At 38.1% G+C, this 21400-nt stretch carries 15 protein-coding genes; 12 read left to right on the top strand and 3 right to left on the bottom strand.

What is annotated here, in order from left to right; translation table 11 throughout:
• Window positions 1-16: 16 nt before the first annotated feature.
• Genes IPK35_01680 through rlmN form a run of 3 tightly spaced genes read right to left on the bottom strand, consistent with a single transcriptional unit; the run spans window position 17 to window position 2157 of the window.
• Window positions 17-541, bottom strand: a complete 525-nt coding sequence (locus IPK35_01680; GenBank protein MBK8052009.1) for a DinB family protein — start codon at window positions 539-541, stop codon at window positions 17-19.
• Between the two features lie 12 nt (window positions 542-553).
• Window positions 554-1090 (bottom strand): DinB family protein, encoded by a 537-nt coding sequence (locus tag IPK35_01675; GenBank protein ID MBK8052008.1) that lies wholly within the window; start codon window positions 1088-1090, stop codon window positions 554-556.
• Between the two features lie 17 nt (window positions 1091-1107).
• A complete protein-coding gene (gene rlmN, locus IPK35_01670) occupies window positions 1108-2157 on the bottom strand; it encodes a 23S rRNA (adenine(2503)-C(2))-methyltransferase RlmN (GenBank protein MBK8052007.1) in 1050 nt (349 codons plus the stop codon).
• Between the two features lie 168 nt (window positions 2158-2325).
• On the opposite strand from rlmN, the gene IPK35_01665 reads away from it, so the two are divergent.
• The 12 genes from IPK35_01665 (at window position 2326) to IPK35_01610 (ending at window position 21282) form a co-directional block, all read left to right on the top strand.
• Window positions 2326-4659: a gliding motility-associated C-terminal domain-containing protein gene (locus IPK35_01665; protein MBK8052006.1), complete on the top strand. Its 2334-nt coding sequence runs from the start codon at window positions 2326-2328 to the stop codon at window positions 4657-4659.
• A 305-nt stretch (window positions 4660-4964) separates the two neighbouring features.
• Window positions 4965-5537, top strand: coding sequence for a sigma-70 family RNA polymerase sigma factor (locus IPK35_01660; GenBank protein MBK8052005.1), 573 nt, complete (start codon window positions 4965-4967; stop codon window positions 5535-5537).
• A gap of 40 nt (window positions 5538-5577) precedes the next feature.
• Window positions 5578-6012: a hypothetical protein gene (locus IPK35_01655; protein ID MBK8052004.1), complete on the top strand. Its 435-nt coding sequence runs from the start codon at window positions 5578-5580 to the stop codon at window positions 6010-6012.
• A 462-nt stretch (window positions 6013-6474) separates the two neighbouring features.
• Window positions 6475-8766 carry a DUF4623 domain-containing protein gene (locus tag IPK35_01650; protein ID MBK8052003.1) on the top strand — a complete coding sequence of 764 codons (2292 nt, stop codon included), beginning with the start codon at window positions 6475-6477 and terminating at the stop codon, window positions 8764-8766.
• 28 nt (window positions 8767-8794) lie between these two features.
• Window positions 8795-9838 (top strand): FecR family protein, encoded by a 1044-nt coding sequence (locus tag IPK35_01645; protein MBK8052002.1) that lies wholly within the window; start codon window positions 8795-8797, stop codon window positions 9836-9838.
• A gap of 9 nt (window positions 9839-9847) precedes the next feature.
• Window positions 9848-13246: a SusC/RagA family TonB-linked outer membrane protein gene (locus tag IPK35_01640; GenBank protein ID MBK8052001.1), complete on the top strand. Its 3399-nt coding sequence runs from the start codon at window positions 9848-9850 to the stop codon at window positions 13244-13246.
• A 5-nt stretch (window positions 13247-13251) separates the two neighbouring features.
• The gene (locus IPK35_01635; GenBank protein MBK8052000.1) at window positions 13252-14892 is read left to right on the top strand and encodes a RagB/SusD family nutrient uptake outer membrane protein; all 1641 of its coding nucleotides are present in this window, start codon (window positions 13252-13254) and stop codon (window positions 14890-14892) included.
• Window positions 14882-15259, top strand: a complete 378-nt coding sequence (locus IPK35_01630) for a hypothetical protein (protein ID MBK8051999.1) — start codon at window positions 14882-14884, stop codon at window positions 15257-15259. Before IPK35_01635 ends, IPK35_01630 begins: the two co-directional genes overlap by 11 nt.
• Window positions 15260-15293: 34 nt before the next feature.
• On the top strand, window positions 15294-17018 hold the full coding sequence (locus IPK35_01625; protein ID MBK8051998.1) for a hypothetical protein: 1725 nt from the start codon (window positions 15294-15296) through the stop codon (window positions 17016-17018).
• 137 nt (window positions 17019-17155) lie between these two features.
• Window positions 17156-18880: a family 10 glycosylhydrolase gene (locus IPK35_01620; protein MBK8051997.1), complete on the top strand. Its 1725-nt coding sequence runs from the start codon at window positions 17156-17158 to the stop codon at window positions 18878-18880.
• Between the two features lie 19 nt (window positions 18881-18899).
• Window positions 18900-19775, top strand: coding sequence for a phosphodiester glycosidase family protein (locus IPK35_01615; GenBank protein MBK8051996.1), 876 nt, complete (start codon window positions 18900-18902; stop codon window positions 19773-19775).
• 607 nt (window positions 19776-20382) lie between these two features.
• On the top strand, window positions 20383-21282 hold the full coding sequence (locus IPK35_01610; GenBank protein MBK8051995.1) for a hypothetical protein: 900 nt from the start codon (window positions 20383-20385) through the stop codon (window positions 21280-21282).
• Window positions 21283-21400: the final 118 nt, after the last annotated feature.

Genomic DNA, 21400 nt, shown 5'->3' with positions numbered 1-21400 from the left:
TTTTAAAGTTCAGAATTTATATGCTCAGCAACGGATAATACCTTTCCTTCATGACATTCATATGATGGATACAGTGCCCTGCTATTGTAAAACCAAGGGCCAGAACAGAAATATTGGACTTGAATATAAAGCCTTCCCGCATCATATCTTCATCATTAAAACTATTGAACAATAAAATTGTCGATTGACGCACGATATCAAACTCTGTGATCAGGTCGTTGAGTTTTCTGCCGGAAGCATGAGCATTTTTTACAAACATGTTTTCATCAAATCCAGGCAATGCGGTTTGGTCATTTCTGGCTATTCGGAGCGCCCTGTATGCAAAAATCCTTTCTGTGTCGATGATGTGTTGCAAGATATCCCTGATGGTCCATTTGCCCGGTGCATATACATGATGACCTATTTGACTCAACGCCTTTTTTTCAGCATGAATCATTTCCGAACCATAGATACTTAGAGCATCCGTCAGGTCTATGTCCGGCACACATGCTATATACCGGTCAAAATATTCTGGCGTATTGTTGATCTGTTGTTTGTACATTTCAGAAAAGATTTATTTATTCAGATATTTTTCTTTAAGCACACTTATATGGTGCATAGTGTGGTAGGCATTCCACATTAATATTTCTCTCAAAGTCATCTTTCCCATCAATGGATGTGGCAGCAATAGCGTATCCAATTGTTTATCTGACAATTTTAAAGTTGCTTTGTTGAGTTTTTCATTGATCTCCTGGAGTTGGTTCAGGTATGTATCAGCTTCTATTGCAGGCGAATCAGGCATATTTCTCGAAAAAGGGCCGACAATGCCGGGAGCTACTTTTGAGAGTTTTTCTTCATATCTGGCCACGACATCTTCAAAATTTCTTGACGGTCTGTTGCTGGTACCAAATCTCCATTTCAAAACAAAATCAGGCAGACGCAATGCATTCAGCAGCGGCTTAGTGGATTGCACAAGATGGATGACATGCTGGCCAGCAGACCATTTGCCTTCAGGCTGTACTTCCCAAAAATTGGGTTCCTGCGTTTTAAAGAGTTGTCGGATTGCATTTTCATTGCTCTTAAGCAACGCGGTTATTTCATTACTTACCATATGCTATTGTTTTGATTTTATTCTTTATTTGCCAGCTGACCACATGCGGCATCGATATCCTTTCCACGGCTTCTCCTTATCGTCACCATGATATCGTGGCTACGCAAATATTTTGCAAAGTTATTTGTTTTTTCTTCATCTGCCTTCACGAATACCACTCCATCGATTGAGTTGTATTCTATTATATTGACTTTGACAGGAAACTGCTTACAGAGTTTGACCAGATTTTTAGCATCTTCCATACTGTCATTAAAATTTTTAAAAGCTATATACTCGTAACTTATTTTATTTCCGGTTTTTTTATAGAAGTAACTTAATGCTTCCATCAATACCTCCAGATTATTCTGTTCATTGATGGGCATAATTTCATTTCTCTTGACATCATCAGCTGCATGCAAAGAAAGTGCCAGATTAAATTTTACATCTTCATCAGCAAGTCTGGTGATCATCTTTGCTATGCCGGCAGTACTGACAGTAATGCGCTTCGGAGATATATTGAGTCCGGCAGGTGAAGTAAGCAAATAGACACTTTCAAGTGTACTCGAATACGCCAAAAGGGGTTCGCCCATACCCATATACACTACATTGGTTAATGGTTGCCCATAGGTATTGATACATTGTTGGTTGACTAGAACGTACTGATCGTAGATTTCAGAGGGATCCAGATTTCTGACCCTTTTCATCTGCCCAGTCGCACAAAATTTGCACGTGAGGCTACAGCCTACCTGCGTCGATACACAGACTGTAAATCTTTTATCATCCGGTACCGGGATCAGTACTGCTTCGATCTTATGCCCATCGTAGAGCTCAAATCTTGTTTTTATGGTTCCGTCCAGGCTTTTCTGAATTTTATCGGTTTTGATCGGATTGATTTCATACAACTCATCCAGTTTTTGCCTTAAAGATAGCGGTAGATTGGTCATATGTGAAATAGATGTGGCTGACTTTTGCCAAAGCCATTCATAGATTTGTTTTGCCCGAAATGAAGGCTCGCCCATTGCAGTGATCATTTCTTTGATCTGCTCAATGGTGAGTTTTCTGATATCAATTTTTACATCTGAGGTCATATCTCTGCGCTACATACAACAAAGTAAATGAAAATTTAAGGTAATTGTTCCTGATTAAAACTTAATTTTACACTTTTAGAAGTACATCTTTCATTTTTATTACTTATAAATCTGAATGTTTAAAAAAGGGCTTGTTGTGACTTTGGTATTAAAAACATGTTTCGTCTGTTGAAATCACATTTATATATTGTTTTTATTTTTTTCTCAATTCAATTATTGAATGCTCAGCAACCTCCTATCTGTGGCAATAGTCCTGCCATGAAGTCTTTTTGCAGGGATGCTTGTATCATTTGCAACATTGATGGATTTACCGGAAGGAACAACAGCAATGTAGTAGGTCAGGCTCCGCCCGGATTTTGCACCGGTCAGGTACATAATATGCAATGGATTGGATTTATCGCAGGTAGTATCGATCTGACACTGGAAGTCAAAGTGACAAATTGCACCATTAATCTAGGATTAGAAATCGGTTTATATGAAAGTCTGAATTGCACTACTTTTAGACGTGTCAGCGAATGTGATACTGATGTTCGACCCAATACCACCCGAATATTTAAAAATACTGTTCCATTGACTGTCGGTCAGTATTATTATTTTGTGATGGATGGTAGCAGCAATGATATTTGCGACTGGACTATCAAAGTTACAAATGGATCTACCAAAGTGGCACCACTTACCCAAACACCAGCAATTTCAGCTCCTGAAAAAATATGCCAAAACGATACCTTTATTTTTAAAACGCCAGGTATCAGCGGAGCGACTTTTTATCACTGGACACTGGATGATGTGTTTATAAAAAACGAAAAGGAAAGCCAATACACGATCGCTCAACCAGGCTCCTACAAGCTCTGCCTGGAGGCATCCAATGTTTGCGACAAATCCCCAAAAAACTGTAAAACCATCGAGGTATTACCTACACCCACGACAAAAATAAATCAGGAAGTCTGCTTTGGTGAGTGTTTCAGGTTTTATGGAACGGATTATTGCACATCAGGCGTATATGAAGTACGAATACCCGCTGCCAATGGGTGTGACAGCATCCTGATGCTGGACCTGAAAGTAGCAGATAAGATAAAAGCATCTACATCTCTGAACATATGTGAAGGTGATACATTAAAATTGGGCAATGGTGCGCTGACTACCCAGGGAAAACACGAAGTCAGGATTCAGAATCAGGAAGGGTGCGATATATTTATGGAAGTAAACCTCAGGCTCATCGTGTGCAATATAAAAGCAAGTATCGAAGCAGTACCCGTGATATGCAACGGACAAAATTCGGGAATCATTCGTTTCAGAGTAGATCGTGGTACACCTCCATTTACATATAAAGGTTTTAAGATAGAAAACCCTTCCATAGTGTTTACCGGCAATATATCAGACCAGAATAAGATTGAGAACATCGAAGGTTTGGATGAAGGCAACTATACCTTTACCATTGAAGATACTTTTGGTAATAGTCGTGTGCTAAATGTATTTGTACCCCAACCATCAAAACTCAAAATACAAAATACCACATCAAACTATAATGGATATCAGGTATCATGTTTCGGCCGAAATGATGGTTTCTACAAAGTCATGCCATCAGGTGGTACGCAACCTTATGCTTTCAAACATTCAATCAGTGGTACCTCATCAGATTCGCTTTCAGGACTTTATGCTGGCAGATATACGGCGACAGTGACCGATTTTAACAGGTGCATCCTCAATTCTGAGATTTATCTTAAGCAGCCTGACAGTCTGATAGCTGAAATTCAAAATATCAACCCCAATTGCGAAGGTATTTTTACAGGTCAGGTCAATATAAAAAATGTCAAAGGTGGTGTTTCTCCTTTTATGTATGCATTGAACAATGAGGTCTATTCTGCCCAAAACAAATTTCAGACACTGGCAGAAGGCAACTACACATGGTTCGTAAAAGATGTCAATCAATGTAAATTAATGAATACGAGCCAGTTGATTGCGGCAGAAATTCCAGTCATCACCAACAAAAATCCCGACCAACAGGTGAATCTGGGCGACAGCATAGACCTGAATGTATCGCTAAATTTGACCAAATATGAGGCTGTTTGGTCACCATCTGATGGGATTTCATGCCCCACATGTCTGCTGACAAAAGCATTACCATTAAATAAAACAGAATATGAAATAGAAATAAAATCAAAAGATGGATGCATTTCAAAATCTGTCATCAGGGTTGATGTGGAAAAAAATCGAAGCTTTATGATTTCAAATGTTTTTAGCCCAAATGATGACCTTACCAACGACAAGTTGAAAATATTTACTGGTAATGATGTCGAAGTGATCTCATCATTTATGATTTATGACAGATGGGGAAATTTGATTTTTAAAACAGAACAACTAAAAAATTGCCTGACTGAAATAAATTGGGATGGGTCGTTTCACAATATCCGTATTACTATTGGCAACTATACCTGGGTAGCAGAAGTGCGTTATATAGATGGTGTAACTAAGGTTCATACCGGAAGTATTTTGATATTGTAATGAATTAAATAAGAAATGCTAACCTGAGTAAAGTTGGGTTATTTCATTTAAGAGTATTTTTCTTAGTTGTAATTCAATAGATTACTTCAACCTGAGAAGCACTCCTTTTCGTTTGACTAAATTTTTATAATCCCACTGGATGGCTGTTGATTTGGCTATCTTCTTTATTCAATAGACATTATAACAGTAAAAGGTAGCAATCAAATTTGTTCAGATTTCAAAAAAAACAATCCACTTTTTGTCCATTATACCTATATTTGCTATAAATTTGAATTGAATAATTCTTAAAGCCCTACAGAAAACTTATGTATTACAGGTATTCAGATGACGAAACTTTGTGGAATGATTTCAGATCAGGAAGCAAAGATGCATATGAATACATGTTCCGCACTTATAGTAATCTTCTCTACAATTATGGCTTTAAAATATGTCATGACAGCATGATGACCAAAGATGCCATTCAGGAAGTTTTTTTAAGCCTTTTGACAAAGTACGACAAAGTAAGTGTCACCAACTCAATCAAACTGTACCTATTTAAGTCATTAAGAACAGAATTATTTAAAAAACTACGGGTAGAACAACGATATTCTGACTTAACAGGATCTGACACAGACTTTAATCTGGAATATTCAGCTGAAGACAAGATCATAGAGGATGAGATCACCATGATCCGTATCAGAGAGTTGTCGCATGTCATCGAAGATTTACCACGGCGCCAGAAAGAGTGTATATACCTCAGATTTTATGAAGGTATGTCATATCCGGAAATTTCTGAAATCATGGAAATAGAAGTCAGTTCGACCTACAAAATGTTGTATAAAGCCATTGAGCAATTGTACGAAAAGCTGGCTATGAAAAATGGCAATCTTTTTTATTGATTGTAAAATACCGGACACCAGCATAAACTAAGTAAAATCTATGGACAAATATCTTACGCAACTTATTGAGATGCTGAGAGAAGCCCAAGACCAAAAACCTGATTTGAGAAAACATGCAGATTTTCATGAGGAAATGGAAGCGATTGAGTCCATATTTCAAAATGACCATCCTTCTATGGCTTATCACTTTGGTATTCCAAAAGAGTTTTTTCCTCCGGTGGAAAAACTGACAGACAAACATTTTGATATGTTGGTTCCTGAATTATTAAATCTTTGGAGAAAATATAATTACTCACCTTGCTTTGTTCAAAACTTACCGAATAAATGGAAATATAAACTTATGAGGGATGAACTCAATGAAAACCATCCACTAATTTCTGGTAATAATGGTACCTGGTACATTGAGTTTTGCCATTATGACCCTAATGAATGTCCTTTGCCATCAGAATTTTGTGATTGTAAAGATATTTTGTGATTAAAATGTCAGTTTGGAAAGGTGTGAAAAATCAAAATTTTATGGGTGGATAGCCCTTCAAAGAATTACACCTAAATATCTAAAATGAGTTCCGTTATGAAGATCAAAAGTACAATAAAATAAGCATTTTTTGCGCCAAATCATAGCATCGCTATGGTGCGAAGTAAAAAATGAACGCAGTGCCTTATTTTGCAGTAATTTGGTCTGGAATAGGAAATTCATTTCAGATTTTTAGGTTACATTGGAGATTATAGCTTTATGATCACCAAAGAATTTTTAAAATGCCTCCCGATTTTTATAGACAATCACATCCATTTAAGGTTTTATAAAAATTTTTACTTAAAAAAGGGATAAAACCCGATACATTCAGCATTATTAAATAACGGGATATTCTCAGGTAACTTTATGTTAACCGAGAAAGGAAATGCCTTTTTCAATTTTTTAACCATTTAAATTCATATTATGCTGAAGTTTTACAAAATTCTGGTTTTATTAATTCTATTGGCCGGAAGCAGACAGCTTATCAGTCAGTCAACCCTACTTAACCCAATTACCACCCTTATCGACAAGTCAAAAGCAGGAAATAAACTGCCCACTATCATTGACAATGCAGGAAATACAAGAGGTGCAGGCTTCAATGGCGAAAATATATTTGTCGCTACCCGAACAGGGGGAAATATCATTTATTACTGGGATGTTGCCAAGCCTGATGATGATCCCAAAACCATGAATACAAGCATCATCACCGGTGGTGCATTTCCTTTGTCAGATCTAACTGCTGTAGGTAAAAAAGTCTTTGCAAGCAATATGGTCAATGCCACAGGAAGCTTATTTAAAATGTATGGCTGGGCAAATAAAGACGCTCAACCAAAAGTATTACTGGAGTTTGCAGCACCAGCAAGTACAAGGCTTGGTGATGCATTTTCTGTCGTAGGAGATCCTGCTACAGACGGCTTGCTTATTGCTTCAGGTCATGGCACCAAGAGTTTTTATATCTGGAAAATGAAAGGTGACACCATTTCAGACAAAACACCAAACATTGTTACATTAGACAGCGTGATGAATGTCAACTTTGCCCGAATTACCAAAGTACCTCAAAGCGATATGTATTTGGCAAGTGGTTCCTCTATGGGTATGGCCCTTCTCGACAAAGACTTCAAAGTACTTGAATGGATAAAACCAGGAGTATACTTCCCAAGCTGGCCTATGTATGCACAGGTAGTATTTTATAAAGGAAAAAGATTGCTGGCTTATCAGCATGTCAAAACGAGTCCGGTAGAAAACTTTTCCTATGTACTGGATATCAGTAGTGACAGCACTACATTGAGTGCATTTAAAAATATTGGGGCCAAACCAGCAGTTGACAGGATCATACACTCTGCTTCCATCGGCAATGTGTCCAATGGTAATGCGAGTGTAAGTGTGGATATTTTACCGGATGATGCCGGCAATTTACTGACCCTCAGTTATTCGGCCGGAAATGGATTTATCCTCCAGCAATACGGCAATGTTGTAAAACCGTCTATAAAACCTGTGTCAACCATTATAGATAAATCCAAATTTTCCAACAAATTACCGGCAATCATTGATAATTCCAGTAATACACGAGGAGCCGGATTTAATGGAGAAAATGTTTTTGTTGCCACGCGCACCGGTGGTAATATCATATACTATTGGGATGTCGCCAAGCCTGATGATGATCCCAAAACCATGAATACAAGCATCATCACCGGTGGTGCATTTCCTTTGTCAGATCTAACTGCTGTAGGTAAAAAAGTCTTTGCAAGCAATATGGTCAATGCCACAGGAAGCTTATTTAAAATGTATGGCTGGGCAAATAAAGACGCTCAACCAAAAGTATTACTGGAGTTTGCAGCACCAGCAAGTACAAGGCTTGGTGATGCATTTTCTGTAGTGGGAGATCCTGCTACAGACGGCTTGCTTATTGCTTCAGGTCATGGCACCAAGAGTTTTTATATCTGGAAAATGAAAGGTGACACCATTTCAGACAAAACACCAAACATTGTTACATTAGACAGCGTGATGAATGTTAACTTTGCCCGAATAACCAAAGTACCTCAAAGCGATATGTATTTGGCAGGTGGTTCCTCTATGGGTATGGCACTTCTTGACAAAGACTTCAAATTACTTGAATGGATAAAACCAGGGGTATACTTCCCAAGCTGGGCGATGTATGCTCAGGTATTTACATACAAAAACCAAAGACTGCTTGGCTATGTGCACACTAAATCAAGTCCGGTAGAAAACTTTCTTTATGTGGTAGATATCACAACGGGTGCAAATATAAGAGATGCACTCAAAGATTTGATAGCTACTCCTTTTACAGATAGACTCATTCACTCTGTAAACTTAGGAAATGTAACCAATGGAAATGCAAGTGTAGGTTTAAGTATTTTGCCTGATGCACTCGGTAATGTCTGGGCTATGGCTTATGGTGCCGGAAACGGATTTGTCCTTCAGAGATTTGGTGATAAAATATCCTCGGCCTGGGATTATAATGTCTCTGCTTTCAAAATGTACCCCAATCCATCAAGTGGCATACTGAATATAGATTCTGAATACAGGATAAAAAAAGTAGTGGTTTTTGACATCAATGGAAGAATGATAGATGCTATGCCTTCAGATTCTCAACAAATCACACTGGATGTGAGCGGCTTTCAAAATGGAGTTTACTTTGTTTCATTGCAGACAGACGGCGGACTTTTCAGCAAAAAACTGATCATTCAAAAATAGTCAGGTATAGCATTACTAATCGTAGTTCATGAGTCCATCAAAATTCAACGGGTACAACAACTTCTCTGCAAAAGATTTTGCTGCTGATGATGATTTTGTCAGGTATGTTTGCAATCTCCATCCGGACGACATTACGTTTTGGAATACATTTTTGCAGATTTTTCCTGAAAAAAGTCAGGCTGTCAGAGAAGCAAAGTTACTGATTCAGGCATTGCAACCGGATCAGGCTTTGATGAATCAGGCTGAAGTGGAAGATTTATGGACTACGCTTTCGAAAAAACATCATGAAGTTTTTGTTTCACACGATGTTGGCAGAAAATTTGATTTGCTCAAAATAAAAAATGTCTTTTGGGGTACTGTAGCTGCTTCTGTGCTCATTCTGGCAGGAGTCTTGATATCACATCTTTTTAAAGGTGAAGATACATTTATATACAAGACAGGATTTGATCAGATAGCTTCTGTTGTTTTACCTGACAGTAGTATGGTGACCCTCAATGCCAATTCATCCATTAAAGTTTGGTCATCAGGATTGTTGTTTAAAAACAGGGAAATTGCACTTACAGGGGAAGCCAATTTTAATGTAAAAAAGAAAAAATCCTTACGGTTACCTCATAAAATGTTCGTGCATACCAATTCGGGAACTGTGGAAGTCACAGGAACCATTTTTAATGTCTATTCCAGAGACAACAAAACCAAAGTATATCTGCGGCAAGGCAAGGTAAAACTTAATAATTTGCCTGACTTACCAGTGATTCATATGCATCCGGGCGACTACATACAGTATGATATGCTGGATAAAACCATTTCAAAAATGAAGGTGGCGCCACAAATCATCGATTCATGGATTTTAAATAAAGTCATTTTCGAAAAAACGCCGGTGACAGATGTTTTTGATCATATAAAAGCAGTATATGGTTTGGGTTATGTTTTGAAAAACACATCATTGAATGAAAAGTCATTTACAGGCGTCTTACCTGCAGATGATCTTAGTCTGCTGCTGAAAGCACTTGAAGAAGCTTTTAATATAAAAATTATAAAAAAAGATAAAACGCTTTTAATTACATTTAAATAACTTCAGGTTATGTTAAAATACAAATTCAATATCAGTTTAATTTTTCTTTTGTTTTTGGGATTCTCATCATTTGCTCAGGAAATGACAGATATCAAAAAAGCATTAAGAGATATTCAGGATAAATACGAAGTACAATTTGTCTATGACGATGCATTGGTAGCTGGGCTGAAGGTAGGCCCATATACCAATTGGGATGAAAAATTAGATACCAAATTAGACAGAATCCTTAAACCGGTAAAACTCACTTTTTCTAAAATCAGCAGTCAGCATTATGTCATCAAAGCATCATCACTAATAGAAGAAAAACAAGATGCCAATACCAATGTGACTCCCTCCAAGCCGGTATCAAATGTCAAAGCAAAAAAAGAAACAAAAATAACAGGAATCATCACAGACGAAAACGATCAGCCGGCGATCGGTGTGACTGTTCAGGTAAAAACTACTGGTGATGGCACTATTACAGATTTTAATGGTGAGTATGAAATCGAAATTCCCGAAAACGGAGTTTTGATTTTTTCATTTATAGGGTATAAAACGGCTGAAATATCTGTAGCGGGAAAATCAAAAATAGACCTTAAACTGGAAGTAGAAAGCACAAAAATTGAGGAAATCGTAGTGGTTGCATACGGGGTTCAGAAAAGAGCCCACCTGACAGGGTCGGTGGCATCGCTGAGCAGTAAGGAGCTTTCTCAAAAACCGGTAGACAATCTTACTACAATGCTATCCGGTCGATTACCCGGGGTCATCACCCGACAACAAAGCGGAGTTCCTGGAGAAAATCAGGCGAAATTTTTTGTCAGAGGGCGTAGTTCTCCCACAGGATCCGGAGCACCATTGATTATAGTGGATGGTGTGGAAAGACCGTTTGACAATCTTGATCCCAATGAAATCGAATCCATCTCCATCCTCAAAGATGCGGCATCCGCGGCAATGTATGGCGTCAGGGCTGCCAACGGAGTCGTGATGATCACAACAAAATCAGGAAAGGAAAGCCAAAAAATCAGTCTGAATTTTACCAGCACATACAGTATCTCAAAAAACACGGCATTTCCGGAGTATCCTGATGGTGTAGACTATGCATTGTGGCACAATAAAGCGAGAGCACTTGATGGTCAGGCATTAGATTATTCCGCTTCTGATATTGACAAAATAAGGAATGGAGACCCTGATAAGATATTAGGGAATACACAATGGACAAAAATGATTTTCGAACCGTTTGCACCGCAAGCTTACCAAAATCTCAATATCACAGGAGGAAACAGCAAACTCAGATTTTTTAACAATGCGGCATATTTGCATCAGGATGGCATCATCAAAGGCGTGTCTTTCGACAGAATCAATCTGCGATCCAATGTGGAGTATGAAGTCAACCCAAACTTCAATATTGCGCTGAATATCGCAGGAAGAGTTGAAGAACGTAAACAACCGGGAACATCACCCGGATCTCAGGATATTACGATCAACAATTATAAAAATATCATTTTTTATTCCATTCTGGCAAGACCAACCACACTTCCAAATCTGCCTGAGGGCACAGCATTGGGTTGGGGCAATCCGATAGTGGCAAGAGATCAATCCGGATTTTATAACCAAAAAAGAAAGATTTTTCAATCTACTGCTACATTTAAATATAAGATACCCGGCATAGATGGACTAAATGTCAAAGCCAATCTGTCATACGACTATGAAAACAGCCTTGCCAAACACTTTCAGGTGCCCCAAAGATTGGCTACATGGGATTATGCCAAACGCGAACTGGTGTATTTTGACAGATTAATGTCCAAAGATATCGCGTCTAATAAAAATGAACTTTCTCAGGGATTCAGTGATTATCACCGAATCACCACACAACTATCTGCTGACTACAATAAAGCTTTTGGCAAAAATACACTTAATGCACTGGTCTTATTTGAAGAACAGAGTACTAAAACTTCATCTTTTGGGGTAGCAGCTCAGGATCTTCCTCTTGCATCATTGCCTGATTTGAATTTTGCAAGCCAATATATAACCAACAGCCTATATGGGAGTCGAGGTCAAAGAGGTACCAGAGGTTTGGTATCAAGAGTAGGCTATATCATCAATGATAAATACATGACAGAATTTACGGGCAGAGCAGACTGGTCTTCCCGATTTGCCAAAGGTAACAGATTAGGCGTTTTTCCTGCCATAGCTCTTGGCTGGAACATCAGTCGGGAAAATTTCTTTCAGCCATTGACTCCTGTAGTGTCACGATTGAAGTTGAGGGCGTCAGCAGGACTTTTGGGCAATGATGACATCGGAGATTTCAGATTTTTAAAAAGATTTAATTTATCGGGCCAGCCTGAAGTCATATTTGGTGACAGGTCATATCTGGACCTTTTGACGGGCGCAGTACCAAGTTATGACATTACCTGGGAAAAGACAGTGACCTACAATGGTGGATTTGAAGCAGATATATTTGATGGTATGTTTTCTCTTGAGTTTGATGCATTTTACAAAGTCACTTCAGATATTTTACAAAGCATAGCAGGAGTATTTCCTCCTTCAGTAGGTGGAAATTTCCCATCCGTGGTCAATGCCGGAAAAATGGAAGCCAAAGGATTTGAAGCCATAGTCACTCACCGTAAACAGGTGAATAAAGATTTTAATTATCAGATTTCGGCCAATGTCACCCTTTCTCGAAATAAATTTTTGGAAACTGATGAGAGCCCAAATGTACCACCATGGCAACGCAGGACAGGTCAACCTCTGGGAGCTGTCTTAGGATGGGTATCTGACGGTCTGTTTCAGAATGCTGAAGAAATTGCATCATCGGCACTGACCACTTATGAGGTCAAACCAGGATTTATCAGGTATAAAGACCTCAATGGCGATGGTGTGATTAATTTTGCTGACAGAACATGGATAGGCAGAAGTCCGATTCCGGAGGTGATAGGAGGTTTGAATCTAAGTGCCGGATACAAAAACCTGTCAGTCAGCGCATTTTTTCAGGGAGCTACGCGCACAGACCTGATGCTCACGGGAGAGTACCTTGGTGCAGGTTTTTCTGATGGTACATTTTTTACCCAGCCATTCAAATGGGGAGCCAATACACCGTATTTTATCCTTGAAAACACCTGGCAAAAAGAAGGCGATCAGACAGAATTTCCCAGATTGACTACCATTACACCATTTAATAACAACCTGTCTACAGATTTCTGGAAAAGAGATGCATCTTATCTCAGACTCAAAACGGTAGAAGTGTCATATTCCTTCAATCTCAAGCCAAATAAATATTCGGGTCAAACCAAACTTAATGTATTTTTTAGTGGTACCAATCTGTGGACACTTAGTCGGCTGAAATTCATAGATCCTGAAGCGCCTACCGTCAATAATGGATTTTATCCACAGCAAAAAGTGTATAATTTTGGTATAAATCTTTCAATCTAACAGAAATGAAAAAATATATCGTCTTTTTATTCATAGTTTTCGGAAGTTGCTCCGACACAATAGATTTTGTACCAACCAACAGTTACAATGAAATAGCTGTATGGGAAAATGAACAAAGTGTCAACCTGTATATCAACTCCTTTTACCGAATTTTTAATGACTATTTCAATTATGGTGCCAGGCCTATTGGCAGTGATGGTACTATGTCAGACGGTCTTACAGACATAGCCAAGTATTCTTCCAATTCTCCCGGTGAGGGCACTGCCAATCTTATCATGACACAAGATGGATATACGTCAGTAGCGGCCAATCACTTTGGAGTATGGGCCAATGCCTATGCGTGGAACAGGCGAATTTTGGAATTTCTTGAAGATCTTTCCAAATATTCATCTAAATTTTCGGAACCTGTGAGGTTGCGTATGGAAGCAGAAGTCAGATTTTTCAGAGGTTATATTTTTTTCCTGACCTTCAGAAGCCATGGTCCATTTATCATCAGAAAATCTCTTGCTGATCCGTTGGAGATGTCGATCAATTCAGAAGGAGAGTGCTGGGACTTTATAGAAGCTGATTTTGATTTTGCAGCAACACATCTTCCCGGAAGCTGGCAGATCAATACAGACGATGGCAGGGTGACTAAATGGGCAGCCCTTTCTATGAAAGCTAGGGCCATGCTTTATGCTGAAAGATGGCAAAAGGCCGCTGATGCATCTAAAAAAGTTATCGATGAAGGCGGGTTTGCTTTAGAAGCCAACTTTGCTGACATCTTTGTAAATGATAAAAACAGAAAAAGCAAAGAACACATTCTGTTAAAAAAATATAACCATACCTTTGGCTTATTCCATGGTATAGACGAGATGATCGCTCCAAGCGGAGACATCCAGGGTAAGGGTTGTCGTTTATGCCCGACACAGGAGTTGGTCGATGCTTTTTTTATAAGTGATGGTACGGTTTTCAGTACGGCATCGCCTTTTGACTCTACGATGTATCTCAACAGAGAAAGCAGATTTTATGCCACAATTTTGTATAATGGTGCAACATGGAAAGGCAGGAAAGTGCAAACCTGGGTAGGCGAAAATGCAGGAATTGGCAACGGCATAGACAGATTTCTCCCATATAACAGCTCTCCTTATCCAAATACCACAGTTACAGGATATTACTTCCGAAAACTTGCAGATGAAGCCAACCTTAACTTTGATCTTGCCTACAGAAAAAGTGATCAGGACTGCATAGAGATACGTCTTGCAGAAGTGTACCTGATATTGGCAGAAGCATATATCAACCTCAACAGGAAATCTGATGCAGAACAATGGATACTGAAAGTACGTAACCGATCTCTTCAAGAGGATGTCACTACATTAAAATCTGATATCAAGGCTGAATTAATCAAAGAACGAATGCTTGAACTGGCACTGGAAGGACATAGATTCTGGGATCTGAGAAGGTGGAAACTTGCCTCCAATGTATTGCATGGTAAAAAATTGCACGGTGCGATGATCACAAAACTAAGTAATGGCAAACTAAAATATGAAAGGGTAGATATAGATGTCAACACAAGAATATATCCTGAAAGATTTGACAGATTTCCATACCCGATCAGCGAATTGAATAATAACTCAAAAATAACAACCCAACCCAATGGATGGTAAACATTTTTTTTATCAAATTTTTGTGACAGCACTGATCGTTGTCACCTTATACGGCTGCCAGAAAGAACAGGTATTTCCTCAAAGCACCAATAATACTATTTTGAGTATGTCTATGGCATATGCAAAGGATCCCTTTAAAATTTATAATCCGGTATCCAATGATGCAGCAAAAGGTGAGTTACAGTTTAAGATCCCACCATTGCAGGATGCTACATTTACTCAAATGAAAGTAAATATTGTCGTACCTAATGCTGCAGTGATTGTTCCTGCTTTTAAGGGTACTACTAATCTTTCAAAACCTTACCGATTTTCTGTTATAGCTGAAAACGGTGACAAAAAGGATTATTTAGTCGTTGTATATCATTAAATCACTTTTTTATAATTATTAAAATCATTAAATTATGTTAACCGTATTAAAAAGATTCAAAAACCCATCATTACTGCTCATAGGAATGATCATGCTGCTACTTACACTTGATTCATGTAAGAAGGATGAACCTGAAGTAGTAGATCCAAATCTTTCAAAGTATGTGGTCGAGAAAGTAAAAGTACTGACTACTAAAGGTGATGACCTGAATGCACAATCTACCATCACCAAAGTCAATGAAAACGAATATACCGTAGATGCTATCGTACCTGATGACGGCAATGACGGTAAGAGATTTAAAATCGAGTTTCAGTATCCTTCCGGTATTACTCCAGTTTCAGTGACCCCTTCTGTCGCAGATTCGATTGATTTTTCTGTGGCAAAAACATTTACGATCAAATTTACAGAAGCAGTGAGCCGTAAATTTACGGTAAACATCATCGAGCAGGCACCTCAGGCTCCTGTAATAACAGCCATTACGATAACCGGTGCCCAACAGACAGTGATTGAAGAGGATGTAAGAAGAATTAGTGTCAGAGTAGCTCAGGGTACCAACCTGACCGCTATCACCCCGAAAATCACGTTAACACCTTCAACAGCAATCTTAGTAGGTGGTGAAAAAGCACTTGATTTTACTTCTCCTCAAGCTATAACAGTTAAAAACGGCGGTTCTTCAAAGACCTATACTGTCAAAGTTGAAGATTATGGATTTACAAAAATCACCAAACTTATGGATCGCTCCCTTGCATCATCAATGAGACCAGGTATTTTTGCCACCAAATCTGAGACGTCCTTAGCATTGGATTCCAAAGGTGAGTTTGCTTTTGTGTCATATGCCGACGGTATAAAAAAGTATAATCTTGCTACACCTGCAGCTGAACCCACCGACCTTAAGGTAACTTATGCAGATGGCAAATCAGCATCTTTCAAAGTTCTACAAAACGTTGGAACGGTATTACTTGGGTGTAACAATCCATGGGGCGGCGGTGAAGTTGTAATCAGCGCCTGGCCAACAACCGGACCAAGTGACTCTCCGATAGAAGCAGCAAGAATTCCTGTACCGTCCGGCGGTATCATTCAGAATTTCCATGTAAAATTAGATGGGGCTAATATTACAGCTTATTTTGTGGACAGGGCTCCACTGCGCAAAAGTCCGAAAGAAGACCCGGTCATGTATAGCGTCACGATTCCTTTTGCCTCTGTTTTAGCGGGTCAGAAAGTGACATCTTTTACATCCAATCAAAAGATAAACGGACTTCTTGTATCAGGAGCCGGAGACGGTCCTAACGTCGAGTTACTTCCAATTCCGAATTCCAATGAATTTTTCTATAATTCAGGAACATCTACTCCTACAATTTTGAATAGCACATTGGGTAGTCCTGCTTCATTTTCAGGTGCATTAGTAAATGGTTCATCAGTAGGAATGAAAGCATTTGAACACAATCGTGGTAAGTATATCATGTGGGGAGTTTTCTCATGGTCCACCAATGCGGCAAATCCAAAAGCAAGCAAATTTGTTGTACTGGATGTGTCCAAGAAAGGATACAGAAGCAGTATTACTGAAATCAATGCTGAACTGGCCAATTCTAAATTTACAACCTGGAATGATGTACAGAAAATAGATGTCGGACTTGGAGGCACATCAGGAGAATTGGGTGACTTTTACTGTCAAACAGCTTTTGCTACAACTGCAGCCGGCAAACTGAGATTGGCATGTCTGTCAGCGCAGAATGGATTTGTAGTGTATGAAGTAGAATAAGTTAAGTTAGTGAAGGGTTTATATTATTATTGTTATTTTGACGATTCTAACATTTTTAATAAAATCCATAAATCATGGGTCATTATCAATCTTTGGTAATGACCCAATTTTAAATAAAATTATTAAATCATAAGAGAGTGAAAGTTTTTCAAATTTTAATAGGATTGGTTTTGTCTTTTTCATTACTATCATCAGGGTGTAAAAAAAGCGACCCTATGACTGTAGATGAAAGCAGTTTTGTCATTGACTCCATCAAAGTATTCAGCCCAAACAATGAACCCCTATATGTAAACTACAATATAAATATTAATAAAATTGATGCGTTGGTCGAAAACGATGGCGTGGCGGGCAAGGCTTTTATTGTAAAATTTATTTTTCCAAAAGGGGTAAATCCTTTGAGCATTTTTCCTGACATTTCAAAACCTGTTGACTTTAAAAGCCCTGTTACATTTGAAATACAATATACCAGCGCCATAAAAAAATCATATACTTTCACTCTTAATGAAGAAGCTATCAATCCGGCAAGGTATAACATCGAAAGTGTCCAGGTACTCAATGAAGACAACTCTGCAACTAATATCAAATTGTCGCAAGCTGGAAATGATTATATAGGTCTGACTCAAAATCAAACATCAGGCAAAAAATATAAACTTAAAATTACTTTTCCTTCAAAAATAGTACCTTTATCTATCTTGCCGGACCCTGCTACCATCACAGATTTCAGTAAAGAAGTTGTTTTTACAGTCAAATATGACGACCAGATCGTTAAAACTTATACGGTAAAAATCGGCAACTATAATACAAGTGATTTTGCTCGAAAAGTAGTAAGAGGCGTATGGGTAAGTGACGTAGGCAGTGATGTGTTTGCCTCCAAAGCCAATATTGCTGAATGTGTCAATATATGTAAAGACATCGGCATCAATACCATCTTTGTAGTCACCTACAACGATGCTAAAACCAAATATAAAAGCCAGGTGATGAAGGAATATATGGGTGTAGAGATAGACCCGAAATATGCCGGAAGAGACCCTCTCACCGAGATGATAGAAGCTGCAAAACCCCATGGCATCAATGTGGTAGCATGGTTTGAATATGGGTTTGCTTCAGTATATGGAGATAATACCGGAGGAGCATTGATTGCCAAATATCCGGCCTGGGCCTCAAGGGATGCAGCAGGCAGCATTACTGAAAAAAATAAATTTTACTGGTTGGATGCCTTCAATCCTGATGTACAGCAATTCATAAAAAAACTCATGGTAGAAGTGGTACAGAAATATCCTGACCTTGCTGGCGTCCAGGGTGATGACAGGCTACCGGCATTGGCATCCAATGGTGGTTATAATGCCACAGTCACAGCACTTTATAAAACAGAGACAGGCAGAACAGCTCCATCAAATTACCTTGATGCACAATGGCTTCAATGGCGTGCCAACAAATTATCAGATTTTGGAGAATATATCTTCAAACACATTAAATCACTGAATGGCAAACAAATGGTGTCGTGGTCTCCATCGCCATACAGTTGGTCCTTGCAAAACTATCTTCAGGATTGGCCGGAATGGATGAGACGCAACATAGTAGATCATCTTCATCCACAGCTCTATCGTACCAATTTCAATGACTACAAAGCTTCTTTTGATCAGGCAATGACAAATCTGGCACCATTTAATTTTAAAGAATTGATATTCAGTCCGGGCATATTGGTTGGAGTAGGCAGTGGTGATAGCGTCACACCTGCAATTTTGGACCAAAAACTGGCATATAACAGACAGCGTGGCATTGAAGGAGAGACATACTTCTACTATGAACGCATCAGAAAAAATGTAGGATTTCAGGATGTGATTAAGAAGCATAATAAGTAATTTCTCCAATAGGTTTAATATGATAAAGAAGGGAAGTAACCTACTTTTTATTTTTTGGATTTTTTTCAGTTTTGCCCATGGGCAGGAAAAAATCAGCCAGGATTCTGTCTCTTTTTTGAATGCGGTATGGTCATACGATACTATAACCAATGGTGTCATCCACACACATTTCCATTTTGACAGCAATCAGATATTCAACTCCAATCAAAACATACATATCCTTCGTGTGCCTAAAAATAGTTTAAACGTCCAATGGGAAATCGGAACTGCAGGAAATGAGCTCCTGAAAACCAGTAGCATCGCACAAAAAGAAGGGGCACTTGCAGCGATCAACGGTTCTTTCTTCAATATGAAAAAGGGCGGAAGTGTCAATTTTATTCGCATTAACGGTATCATGACTGATACTTCTGCCAATGAAAAAGGCCCTGGAATCTACGGACAAAATCAAACCGGCGCATTCGCCTTTGATAATAAAAATTTTGTCATACTCCAAAGAGAATCGCCTTCTTATGGTAAATGGGAAGAAAATATCCCATACCCTAATGTAATGGAGTGCGGTCCAATACTGCTCGTAAATACTCAAAAACAACCACTACTTGACTCGCCATTTAACAACAACAGGCACCCTCGCACATGCGTCTGCACTACCGAATCAGAAACTTTGCTCATCACGGCTGATGGGCGCAATGCGAATGCTCAGGGTTTATCGTTGCACGAACTTGCTGACGTACTAATATGGTTAGGATGTAAGGATGGGCTCAATCTGGACGGTGGAGGATCTACTACTTTTTATTTGAAAGACAAAGGTGTTGTTAATATGCCCTGTGACAACAAACTGTGGGATCATGAGGGAGAGAGGCCGGTGAGCAATGCGTTGATGATTGTGAAAAAATGATCATCCCACGGAAAAAATATCCGGGTATCTGAACATTTAAAAAAGTAGCTTTTTCCAATCAGTTGGAGTGAGTAAAACATAACTAATTTCATCCCATAAAACTTTTGTTGAGTCTCATTATATGCTTCTACACTATCTTTTATATCCGATTAACGTATTTGGCCAAGTCTATTTCATATGACAATATTTCTATTGCCAAGTGTTTTTAACAATATTTTCATTGTCAAAATTAAATATTATTGCACTTCTTCTCATATTATTTTGATTTACAGAGTGTTACATCCAAATACATTATCCTAATACCTAAGTAAAATATGGGGTTTAAGGCTATTGGGCAACAGCTGGGCAACAAAAGTAGGTAAAAGAAAAAAAAGAAAGAGATAAAAAGTTTCTTCTTTAATGCAAACGATAATCTTCCAACTTTTAATTTTGAGAACAAATATTTGAAAAGTATAATTATAATTTCTGCAATCATAATTCCAATTATTATTTTAGTTTCAAACAGAAAAATACAGTTTAGAGAAGGCATTACAGGGAAATATAATATTCTAAAAATGACAATCAATGGAATTGAACAGACTTCTGCATCATAAAGAAAAATCAAAAAATGAAAAGACAAATTCTGATAATTTTCACAACCGGATTAAGTCTAATGACTTCTTGTAGTCAAAATAAAAGTGAAAAAATAGCAGATGTTGAAATTTGGAAACTTGGTTGGAGAATGATTGCAAGTTCAATGGATGAAAATTATGAACTCTCAAGTATACAATTTGATTCATTGAGAAACAGCACTGAAATAATTGATAGAAAGTATCTTGTAACAGGACTTGAAGCAAAAAATAAACTTGGAAAAGTCAATGAAGTTACTGAAATCATAAATTCCCTGGACACAAAGATGCTGAAGGATATTTGTGGTAAAGGTTTTTTGTCAAGTTATCAAATTTGTAAAGAACATTCAATTGAAAAAGTCGAGAATAAAGAACTTCAAATTGAATTGATTAAAATGTATATAAATGATCAATATGTCAGATCAAATTTGATGACAGATTTACTTTCAAAATACAATTTATTAAAAAGTGAAGTAATAATTGACTCATTTGGGGTTGATACAGATGAACGAAATAGAGAGAGACTAAAAGAGATAATTAAAGAAAATGGTTTTCCAACAAGGAATTTAGTAGGTAATGATGCCATGCAAGGAATATTTTTAATAATCCAGCATAGTGATGGGGATAAAGAATGGCAGAAATCGCAACTAATTAACATAGAGAATGCAGTAAAAAAAGGAGACATGGACGGACAAAGTTTTGCGTATTTATATGATAGGATAAAAATAAACAGTGGAGAAAAGCAGTTATATGGGACACAATTTTCTAAAGTTGATCCAGTAAATAAAACTGTAGAATTAGCTGAAACAGAAGATATAGAAAATTTGGAAAGACGAAGAATGGAAGTGGGAATGATGCCAATAAATATGTATAAAGAATTTATGCTTAAAAATTTATAAAAATGAATACGAAGCAGAACAACGGCTATGATGATAGTTTGGCTATCACCAAAACCATCACATAGCCTAGCCGTGTCTTGAACAACCTATGCAGATAGGTTGATGCTGTATGATAGAT

The organism is Saprospiraceae bacterium (genome assembly GCA_016713025.1).
Taxonomy (GTDB): domain Bacteria; phylum Bacteroidota; class Bacteroidia; order Chitinophagales; family Saprospiraceae; genus OLB9.
This window is presented reverse-complemented; position numbering and strand designations above follow the sequence as displayed.

Coding starts and splice junctions, on each gene's coding strand:
- IPK35_01655 (MBK8052004.1), top strand. CDS start 5,578: ATGGACAAATATCTTACGCAACTTATTGAGATGCTGAGAGAAGCCCAA.
- IPK35_01640 (MBK8052001.1), top strand. CDS start 9,848: ATGTTAAAATACAAATTCAATATCAGTTTAATTTTTCTTTTGTTTTTG.
- IPK35_01625 (MBK8051998.1), top strand. CDS start 15,294: ATGTTAACCGTATTAAAAAGATTCAAAAACCCATCATTACTGCTCATA.
- IPK35_01675 (MBK8052008.1), bottom strand. CDS start 1,090: ATGGTAAGTAATGAAATAACCGCGTTGCTTAAGAGCAATGAAAATGCA.
- rlmN (MBK8052007.1), bottom strand. CDS start 2,157: ATGACCTCAGATGTAAAAATTGATATCAGAAAACTCACCATTGAGCAG.
- IPK35_01615 (MBK8051996.1), top strand. CDS start 18,900: ATGATAAAGAAGGGAAGTAACCTACTTTTTATTTTTTGGATTTTTTTC.
- IPK35_01630 (MBK8051999.1), top strand. CDS start 14,882: ATGGATGGTAAACATTTTTTTTATCAAATTTTTGTGACAGCACTGATC.
- IPK35_01645 (MBK8052002.1), top strand. CDS start 8,795: ATGAGTCCATCAAAATTCAACGGGTACAACAACTTCTCTGCAAAAGAT.
- IPK35_01650 (MBK8052003.1), top strand. CDS start 6,475: ATGCTGAAGTTTTACAAAATTCTGGTTTTATTAATTCTATTGGCCGGA.
- IPK35_01610 (MBK8051995.1), top strand. CDS start 20,383: ATGAAAAGACAAATTCTGATAATTTTCACAACCGGATTAAGTCTAATG.
- IPK35_01680 (MBK8052009.1), bottom strand. CDS start 541: ATGTACAAACAACAGATCAACAATACGCCAGAATATTTTGACCGGTAT.
- IPK35_01635 (MBK8052000.1), top strand. CDS start 13,252: ATGAAAAAATATATCGTCTTTTTATTCATAGTTTTCGGAAGTTGCTCC.
- IPK35_01660 (MBK8052005.1), top strand. CDS start 4,965: ATGTATTACAGGTATTCAGATGACGAAACTTTGTGGAATGATTTCAGA.